At 68.9% G+C, this 9,455-nt stretch carries 8 protein-coding genes; 4 read left to right on the top strand and 4 right to left on the bottom strand.

The genetic code is table 11. The features are described 5' to 3' along the window. The 4 genes from Q0D57_RS12395 to Q0D57_RS12380 all read right to left on the bottom strand — a co-directional run. The coding region (locus Q0D57_RS12395; RefSeq protein WP_291044105.1) for a glycosyltransferase family 2 protein at positions 1–791 on the bottom strand (791 nt) is incomplete at its 3' end. A gap of 23 nt (positions 792–814) precedes the next feature. Further along, positions 815–2,008 (bottom strand): ABC transporter ATP-binding protein, encoded by a 1,194-nt coding sequence (locus Q0D57_RS12390; protein WP_291044101.1) that lies wholly within the window; start codon positions 2,006–2,008, stop codon positions 815–817. A 2-nt stretch (positions 2,009–2,010) separates the two neighbouring features. Then, positions 2,011–2,922 carry an ABC transporter permease gene (locus Q0D57_RS12385; RefSeq protein ID WP_291044098.1) on the bottom strand — a complete coding sequence of 304 codons (912 nt, stop codon included), beginning with the start codon at positions 2,920–2,922 and terminating at the stop codon, positions 2,011–2,013. A gap of 82 nt (positions 2,923–3,004) precedes the next feature. After that, on the bottom strand, positions 3,005–5,569 hold the full coding sequence (locus tag Q0D57_RS12380) for a glycosyltransferase (RefSeq protein WP_291044095.1): 2,565 nt from the start codon (positions 5,567–5,569) through the stop codon (positions 3,005–3,007). A 63-nt stretch (positions 5,570–5,632) separates the two neighbouring features. On the opposite strand from Q0D57_RS12380, the gene Q0D57_RS12375 reads away from it, so the two are divergent. From Q0D57_RS12375 to Q0D57_RS12360, 4 genes are all read left to right on the top strand, one after another. Further along, a complete protein-coding gene (locus Q0D57_RS12375; RefSeq protein WP_291044083.1) occupies positions 5,633–6,166 on the top strand; it encodes a hypothetical protein in 534 nt (177 codons plus the stop codon). A gap of 86 nt (positions 6,167–6,252) precedes the next feature. Then, positions 6,253–6,516: a hypothetical protein gene (locus tag Q0D57_RS12370; RefSeq protein ID WP_291044080.1), complete on the top strand. Its 264-nt coding sequence runs from the start codon at positions 6,253–6,255 to the stop codon at positions 6,514–6,516. A gap of 3 nt (positions 6,517–6,519) precedes the next feature. Next, the gene (locus tag Q0D57_RS12365) at positions 6,520–7,329 is read left to right on the top strand and encodes a rhamnan synthesis F family protein (RefSeq protein ID WP_291044077.1); all 810 of its coding nucleotides are present in this window, start codon (positions 6,520–6,522) and stop codon (positions 7,327–7,329) included. 26 nt (positions 7,330–7,355) lie between these two features. Beyond that, positions 7,356–9,401, top strand: a complete 2,046-nt coding sequence (locus Q0D57_RS12360; protein ID WP_291044074.1) for a glycoside hydrolase family 99-like domain-containing protein — start codon at positions 7,356–7,358, stop codon at positions 9,399–9,401. The last annotated feature ends 54 nt before the right edge of the window (positions 9,402–9,455 follow it).

The raw sequence follows: 9,455 nt of genomic DNA, 5'->3' as shown, positions 1-9,455 counted from the left end.
TTCGCGGCCACCAGGATGCGGTTGCGCTCGTTGTGGAAGCGGAAGAGCTCGGTGCCCGTGCCGCTCGAGGCCGCGTGCGCGTGCCGCACCGTGGCGTCCGGTGCGTAGCCGATGCTCCAGCCGGCCCGGCGGAGCCGCCACGACAGGTCGGTGTCCTCGTAGTACATGAAGAGGCTCTCGTCGAAGAGCCCCACCTCGTCGAGCGCGGCGGCGCGGAGGGCGCTCGCACCGCCCGAGAAGCCGAAGGGCTCGGCGGTCGGCGGAGCGGCGGAGGCGACCGGGGTCAGCCAGTCGCGGTCGCGGCCGTTGCCGGAGCGGGTGGACTCGTTGCCGGTGGAGTTCAGCAGCTCGGCACCCGCGGGGTCGACGACCCAGCGGCCCCCGTCGAAGCCGGTGAGCGCATCCGGAGCCGGCGAACCGGGGGGCAGCCGCCGGTAGCGCTCCCGCAGCAGGATGCGCGCGGTCACGGCTCCGGCGGCGGGTGAGCTCTCGAGGGCGCCCACGAGGGCCGCCACGAACCCGGGCTCGGCCTCGGCGTCGTTGTTGAGCAGCACGTAGACGTCGGCCGGCACGGCGCGGATGCCCGCGTTCACGCCGGCGCCGAACCCGCCGTTGGTGGGCGCGGCCACGACGGTGTGCTCCGGGTGCCGCGCCGCGAGGAGCTCGGCGGAGCCGTCACCCGAGCCGTTGTCGACGATCGTGATGACGACGTCGACGCCCTCGAGCCCGGTCTGACGCTCGAGCGAGGCCACCGCCGCCGAGGTGAACTCCGGCTGGCGCCAGTTCACCACGATGGCGGAGACCCTCCGCACGGTCAGCGGCCGAGGTCTTCGAACTCGGGCACGGCGTGCACGCTGCCGACCGCGAGGTCGAAGAAGGGCACGTCGAACGACGCGACCTGGGGCAGGTCGTGCAGGTGGCGGCCCTCGTCGTCCATCAACGAGGCGTTGATGAAGTACTTGCCCGCTCCGAAGTTCACGTTCTTCAGCGTGAAGTTGACCTCGCGAGCCTCCTTGAGGCGGCTCAGCTGGAAGCCGAGGCGCTTGGAGGTGGTGCCGTAGACGACCTGGCCCTGCACGTTGTCGATCTGCAGGGCGGCCATCCAGTTCTCGAGGCCCTCGCCGTCGTGCTCGAAGGTCATCGAGACGATCAGGTCGTCGCCCGGCTGCACGGGCTCGCCGATCTCGCGGCCCGCGGCGCGCGTGAACACGTGGGTGATGCGGCCGTGCCGCACCTCCTCCTTGTGCTCCGCGGCCTCGTCGACCCGGCGCTCCTCGAGGATGTCGCGGAAGTCGCGCACCGCCTCGTGGGGGGCTCCGTCGAACATGACCGTGCCCTTCGAGAGCAGCACGGCGCGGTCGCAGAGCTCGGTGACCTGCCCGAGCGAGTGCGTGACGAGCACGATCGTGCGGCCCTCGGCCTGGAACGAGCGGATCTTGTCGAGGCACTTGCGCTGGAACGCCTCGTCTCCGACGGCGAGCACCTCGTCGACGAGCAGGAGGTCGGGGTCGACGTGCACGGCCACGGCGAAGGCGAGTCGCACGTACATGCCGGAGGAGTAGAACTTGACCTGGGTGTCGATGAAGTCGCGGATGCCGGAGAAGTCGACGATCTCGTCGAAGTACTCGTCGGTCTGCTTGCGGCTGAGGCCGAGGATCGACGCGTTGAGGTAGACGTTCTCGCGGCCGGTCAGATCCTGGTGGAAGCCGGCGCCGAGCTCGAGCAGGGCAGCCAGGCGGCCGCGGCGCTGCACCGAGCCCGAGGTGGGCTGGATGATGCCGCCGATGGTCTTCAGGAGCGTCGACTTGCCGGAGCCGTTCGGCCCGATCAGGCCGATCGTGGTGCCGGACATGATCTCGAGGTCGACGTTCTTGAGGGCCCAGAAGTCCTCTTTGAACTGCTTCGAGCGGCCGGCGTTCACCAGACGCTCCTTGAGGCTCTTCTCCTTGCGGATGATGAAGCGCTTCGAGACGTCGTTCACCTGGACGACGGGGACATGACTGGCCACGATCACAGCTCCTGTGCGAAGTCGCCCTGAAGGCGGCTGAAGACTCGTTGCGCGAAGATCAGCGCGATGATGCCGATGACTCCGGCCACCAGCATGCGGAGGGCGAGGTGCGGCAGCGGGACGCCGTTGGACGCCTCGGACCAGAACGCCTCCTGGAAGCCCAGCACCGAGAGGGTGATGGGGGAGTTGACGTAGACCTCCAGCAGCCAGGCCGGGAGGACGTCGGCCGCCTGCTGCCACGAGTACAGGATGGGCGAGGCCCACATGAACAGCAGCAGCGCCACCTCCACGAGGTACTGGATGTCGCGCAGGTAGACGTTGAGGGCCGCGAGGAGGATGCCCACCGCGGTGCCCCAGATGAGGATCAGCACGAGCGAGGCGACACCGAAGAGGAGCTGTGGCCCGAAGCTGAGCGTTCCGATGACGGTCGCCGCCACGATGAGGATGACGAACTGCACGAGGAAGTTGAAGAGGGCGGAGCCCACCGCCGCCAGCGGGAAGATCTCCCGCGGCAGGTAGACCTTCTTCACCAGCCCCGAATTCGCGATGATCGATCCGGTGCCGGAGCCCACGATCTCGCTGAACAGCGTGTAGACCGTGAGGCCCGCGAAGATGTAGACGGCGAAGTTCTCGATGTTGCGAGCGGCGCCGAGGAACTGACCGATCACGAGGTAGTAGATGAACAGCTGCGTGAGCGGCTTGGCGAGGCTCCAGAGGAACCCGCCCGCGCTGTCCTTGTACCGGGACTTCAGCTCACGCTTGGTCAGCAGCCCGAGCAGCTGCCGGTGCGCCCAGATCTCCTTGACCGACTCGATGGTGCCCGTCACGCCGCCGCCGACGGCACCGGCGTGCTGCCACGGTTCGTTCAGGAGTCTGGTCGAGCGCTCGGTCGGGGACTCGTCTAGTCCAGCCATGATCACGGCCTCCAAGCCACAACATCCGGCAGTCGGGGAAACTGCCGCGTCTGAGGATACATGACGGTTCCCGAGGAACCGCTCAGGCTTTCCCGGCCTTCCGATAGGCCAGACGGGAGCGGATTTTGCCGCCGAGGGAGCCCAGCCCGCCGTTGGTCAGGTAGTGCCGGGCGAGCGCGACATCGCGCCGCAGGCCGTGGCGCCTCGTGGAGATGGCCTGGAACTTCTCCTCGGCGGTCACGGGCCGGGTGCGCCGCCCGCCTGCGCCCAGCTCGAGCGGGGCCGAGAGCGAGCCGAGCATGCGGTCGGCGGCGGGGTGGGGGTCTCGGCAGAACTCCACGAGGGGCGCGAGCGTGCGCTCCCAGGTGAACTCCTCGCGCACCCGGGCCACGGCGGCGACCGCGGCCTTCCGTGCGGGCGCCTCGTAGAGCATCCGCTCGAGGGCCGCCGCGAGGGCGTCGACGTCGCGCTCGGGCACCGAGACGCCGAGGCCCTCCTTCTCCACGAGGTCGCCGAAGCTGTCGCCGCCGGTCGTGACGATCGGCAGGCCCGCCCACAGGTAGTCGAGGATGCGGGTGCGGAACGAGAAGGTGGTCTCGATGTGGTCGAAGTGGGTGCTGACGCCCACGTCGGCCTCGAGCAGGTAGTTCTGCCTGTCGTCGAGGTCGACCCACGACTCGTTGAAGAAGACGTGCGTGCCGGTGAGCCCGAGCTCGGCCGCGAGCTGCCTGGTCTTCTGCACCACGGCCATCTCGGGCACATCCGGGTTCGGATGCGCCGTGCCCATGAAGAACAGGCGCACGTTCCTGCGGGTCTCGGCGAGCTTGCCGACGGCCCGCACGAGGGTGAGGGTGTCGAACCAGTTGTAGATGCCGCCGCCCCAGATGATGACCTTGTCGGTCTTGCCGATGCCGGGGACGACGCCGCGGATGGCGTCCCTCGTGTGCCGCGGGGGAGTCGAGTCCAGGCCGAACGGCGCGATCGAGATGAGCTCGTCGAGCGAGTCGTCGGCGGCGTAGTTGGCGGGGTTGATGCGGCCGAGGGCGGCGAGCTGGCCGAGCCAGAACAGCCGCTGCCGCTCGCTGGCGCAGAGGAAGAAGTCGGCGCGGGCGAGCTGCTGGTTGAGCACCTCGGTGGCCGAGCGCACGATGTTGGTCCAGCGCTCGGTGCCGAACTCGCGGCCCTGCTCGAGCTGCTCGAGGTGCATCGGGTCGTAGATGTCGGCCACCACGATCTTCTCCGACTTCTGCAGCGTGGTGAAGTGGTGCAGGGCGTAGCCCTGGAAGAAGATCACGTCGGCCCACTGCTCGTGCACCTTCATCTGGCGCTCGTTCTGCAGCTGCACGTGCTCGACCTCGAAGCGGTCGGAGAACCGGTTGGCGGCGTTCCAGGTGACCAGGCGCACGTCGTGCTCGGCCGAGAGGGCCTCGGAGATCTTCCAGGCTCTGAGGCCCGGGCCCGCCATCTTCTCGCCGAGCGAGTCGCCCGTGATCACGAGGATGCGCCGGCGGTCGGTGGAGGACTCGATCTCGAAGGCGTCGACCACGGCCCGGAAGCCGGAGAGATAGGAGGAGCCGCCGAGCAGCGGATGGATCATGTTGCCGAAGAGGCGGAAGAGCTCGGCGTCGGTGCGCCGGCGGCGGCCCTGGATGTCGTCGCGCGTCACGCTCAGCGACTCCAGCTCCTCCACGAACTGGTCGAGGGCGAAGAGGCCGGCGAGCGACTCCTTGGCCACGGGTGTGGTCTCGTCGAACTCGTCGGCGCCCCCGGAGAAGCGGCGGATGTCGAACAGCTGCGAGTCCAGGTCGCTCTTCGCGACGGCGCGCCGGGCGAGAAGTGCCATGGCGCCGGGGAGGAAGCGCGCGAGGTTCTCGGCGCCGAGGTTCTTGTAGAGCGTCGCGAGCGCATTGCGCTCGAGCAGGTAGCTCTCCCGGTAGGGCCCGAAGCTGCGCATGGAGGCGTGGTGCTTGTGGAAGACGACCGACTCGGGAGCGAACCGCACCCGGTGACCGAGCAGGTTGAGTCGCCAGCCCAGATCGACGTCCTCGTAGAACATGAAGAAGCGCTCGTCGAAGCCGCCCACCTCCGCGAAGGTCGACGCCCGCACGAACAGGGCCGATCCGGTGCCGTAGAGGATGTCGCGGGGCGCCTGGAAGCGCTCGTCGTCGGGCTGGTTCTCGTGGTCCTTGTAGCCCATGCCGAACCAGGTGAGGCTGCCGCCGACGAAGTCGACCACCTTGCCCTCCCAGTCGAGCACCTTGCTGCCGACGGCGGCGACCGCGGGGCTGGTCTCGAACTGGGCGACGGCTCCGCGGATCCAGCCGGGGGCCGGCTTCGCGTCGCTGTTGAGGAAGGCCACGAACTCGCCGCGAGCGGTCCGTGCACCGAGGTTGCTGCCGCCCGCGAAGCCGAGGTTCTCGGCCGACTCGACGAGCTTCACGCGCGTGTCACCCGCGAAGGCCGCCCGGAGCCTCGCGAGGCTGTCGTCGCCGGATCCGTTCTCGACGACCACGATCTCGAGGTCGGCCGCGGGCCAGTCGACGTCGCCCAGCTGCCGCACGCACTCGATCGTGTCGTCGGCGCCGCGGTAGTTGACGACCACCACCGAGACGACCCCGGATTCTCGGACGACGCTGGATTCCTTCATCCGTTCAGCCTATCGCCGGAGCGTCAGCGAGCCCGTGGGCCCGCCGTCCATATGATCGGAGGCATGGCACGAAAGACTCTCCTCCGCGCGACCGTCAGCAGCTTCATCGCCCTCGCGGCGACCGTCTCCCTGGCGGGCTGCATCGGCGGCGGGGACGCCACGCCCACCTCGAGCCCGACCCCCACGGTCACCTCCACGCCGTCGGCGACGCCCACTCCCACCCGGAGCGCCACCCCCACCCCCACGGTGGCCCCCACGCCGACGCCGACCCCCACCCCGACTCCCACGGCGGCACCCATCACGGGGGTCTCGGTCGAGATCCTCAACACCTCCTACGACCCCACCGTGGGCAGCATCTCGGTGGCGGGGATCGTCGGCGACCTGGTGAGCGAGACGGGCGTGTGCATCGCCACGGCCACGCAGGACGCCGCGACCGCGAGCGCCCAGTCGCCCGGCGTGCCCGGCCCCACGATGACCTACTGCTCCGACCTCACGATCGCGCTCCCCGCCGGGGCGGCGGGCACCTGGACCGTGGAGCTCGCCTACGCCGACTCGAGCCGCTCGGGCTCCGCGTCGACGAGCGTCGTGCTCGAGTAGCCCACTCGGCGTCCTCGCAGGCGGCCGCCGCCGTTCCTGACTACTATGGGGGGCGTTTCCCCCTGTCCGAAAGTGCGGTAACAGCCTTGGCTTCACCACTCACAGCCACCGGCGACGACGACGTCACCAATGAACTCCGCGAACTCCGTCTCGAGGTCGCCGCGCTGCGCTCGCAGCTGGCACGCAAGAGCGCCGAGACCGACGAGTACCGCCGCCGGCTGCAGGCCAGCCGCAACCAGTGCGAGCGCTACGCCACGCAGCTGAAGGCTCTGCGGGCCTCGAGCTCGTGGTCGATCACGCGGCCCCTGCGCATGCGGCGGCGCAAGTCCCTCAACAACGGCTGGACCTGACGCATGGGTCGACGAGTACTCGACAGCGTCCTCCCGGCCAGCTGGATCGAGTCGGAACGCCGTGCCCTCCCCGAGACGGACCGCGTGGCGGTCGTCGCGAGCTGGGGCATCGGCCCCGAGGTGTCGCTCTCGCTGTCGTGGATGGTCGCGCGGCTCGAGGAGCAGGACTACTCGGTCGTCGTCGTGCGCGCCTCCGACGACCGGAGGCCGCTGGACTGGTCGCGTGGGCCTTCGAACGACGCGATCGTGGTGCGGAAGCCGAACATCGGCTACGACTTCGGCTCGTGGGCCACGGCCATCGAGATGTTCCCCGCCATCCGCGGTGCGCAGAACGTGCTCATCACGAACGACTCCCTGGTGGGCCCGTTCTCGAGCCTCGGCCCCATGGTGGCCGACTTCGAGGGTTCGTTCTTCGACGTCTGGGGCGGCACCTGGACCAGCCAGTTCATGCCGCACCTGCAGAGCTTCCTGCTCGGCTTCAAGGGGGGAGTGCTCGAAGACCCGGCGCTCCGCCACTTCTGGAGCGAGCTGCCCGAGCAGTCGAACAAGACCGACATCATCGACAAGTACGAGCTGGGTCTCAGTCGGCTCCTGCACGGCGAGGGCTTCGTGACCGGGGCCTGGTTCGACTACGAGCTCGTCGTGGAGTACACGCAGAATCCGACCATCCTGGGCTGGCGGAGGCTGCTGGATCTCGGCTTCCCGTTCGTCAAGAGGGAGCTCGTGACCAACCCCAGTATTGTTGCTGATGGTCTCGATGTCCCCGCCGTCGTGGAGAAGAAATTCGGGATCGACCCGACGACCTGGGTCTGACCGGTCGCCGAGCGAGTTAGAGGCACATGAGGAAAATCACCGTCGGAGGCGTCAAGCGCCGCACAGGCCGGGTTCTGCAGCGCGCAGGAACGGTTCTCGCCACGACCCCGCAGCCGGTGGCGCCGGACGACTTCCCCGCGAGCTTCGCGCGCTGGGCCCGCTCGCGCACCAACCGCCTCAAGGCGCTCTACCCGGGTGAGTGGAAGAAGCAGTTCACCGCCAAGCCCACCACGAGCCGCGTGGCCGTGGTGGTGCACGTGCACTACACCGACCTCGTGCCGCAGATCGTCGAGGCGCTCGCCGCCATCCCCGTGCAGTTCGACCTCCTGGTCACCAATTCCTCCGGTTCTCCCGTCGAGATCGACATGGCGGTCATGCCCTCGCTCGACCGCCTGCAGGTGTTCGACATCGCCAACCACGGCCGCGACATCCTGCCGCTGGTCTCGCTCGTGAACGCAGGGCTGCTCGACGACTACGAGCTCGTCTTCAAGGTGCACACCAAGAAGAGCGCCTGGCGCGAGGGGCACGCCGACCTCGGCGGCTCGGGCGACGAGTGGCGCGAGAGCTTCTTCAGCGAGCTCGTGGGCTCGGTGGAGAACGTCACGCGCGTTCTGAACGAGTTCGCCTCCGACCCCTCGCTCGGCATCCTCACCTCCACCGGCAACGTGCTCGGCCCGGAGTTCTGGGGCGGCGACCGCGACATCGTGGGGTCGCTCCTCCGGCGCATCCAGCTCGATCTCGAGCCCGACGGGCTGCGCTTCGCCGCCGGCTCCATCTACTGGATCCGCGGCTTCATCCTGCAGGGACTCCGCTCGTTCGAGCTCTCGGCCTCCGACTTCGACGCGGAGGCGGGGCAGGTGGATGCCACGACCGCGCACGCGATCGAGCGCATCATCGGCATCGTGGCCGGCGAGGCCGGCTACGACATCCGCGACACCTCGACCCTCGCCGGGGCCGGAGCGGGCACCGAGGAGTGGAAGCGGTTCACGCCCGAGTTCGAGCGGGTTCCCCGTGCGCGCGTGTTCCCCTTCTATCTGCCGCAGTTCCACACCTTCCCCGAGAACGACGAGTGGTGGGAGAAGGGCTTCACCGAGTGGTCGAACGTGGCCGCCGGCGTTCCCCTCTATCCGGGCCACATCCAGCCCCTGCTGCCGAGCGAGCTCGGCTTCTACGACCTCGCCAAGCCCGGAGTGCGCGACGCGCAGTACGAGCTCGCCACCTCGATGGGCATCGAGGGCTTCATGTACTACTACTACTGGTTCGCCGGCAAGAAGCTCATGCAGATGCCGATCGAAGACCTCGTGGCCGGCGACGGCGATCAGCCGTTCTGCATCATGTGGGCCAACGAGAACTGGACCAGGCGCTGGGACGGCAGCGAGAAGAACATCTTGATCGCCCAGGACTACGACCGGGTGCCGGCCAAGCAGTTCATCCACGACGTGATGCCGCTGCTCACCGACCCGCGCTACAGCCGGATCGACGGCAAGCCCGTGATCGCGGTCTACCGCATCACCCAGATCCCGGATCACGTCGAGGTCGTGGAGTACTGGCGGAAGGCCGCCGAGGAGGCGGGCCTTCCCGGGCTCACCCTGCTCACGGTCGACGTGGGCACCTCGATGCAGGGCATCGAGGGCGACGACCTCGCCGAGCACGGCCTCGACGCCTACATGGAGTTCGCGCCGCACAACATGTTCTGGGGCGCCCTGCCGCGGGAGCACCGCGGCCTGGACCCGCGCTTCGAGGGCAACCTGCTGAGCTACCGGGCCATGGCCGAGCGGGCCGAGGAACGGCTCAACACCGAGCCCCCCGAGCGTCGCTACCCGGGCGTGATGGTCAACTTCGACAACACCGCGCGCCGGCAGTGGCAGCCCGACATGTGGTACGGATCGAACCCGTACACCTTCCGGCGTTGGCTCAACACGACCGTCTCGGCGGTCGCCGACCGCGACCGCGACCAGCGCGTCGTGTTCATCAACGCCTGGAACGAGTGGGCCGAGGGAGCGGTGCTCGAGCCGTCGCAGCGCTACGCCCGCACGTACCTGCTCGCCGTGCGCGACGTCCTGCACCGCTGAGGCCCGCCCACCCGCCGACTCGCCGCGATTCAGCAGATCTGCGGCCAGCCGACA

It is taken from the genome of Herbiconiux sp. (assembly GCF_023264895.1).
Taxonomy (GTDB): domain Bacteria; phylum Actinomycetota; class Actinomycetes; order Actinomycetales; family Microbacteriaceae; genus Herbiconiux.
This window is presented reverse-complemented; position numbering and strand designations above follow the sequence as displayed.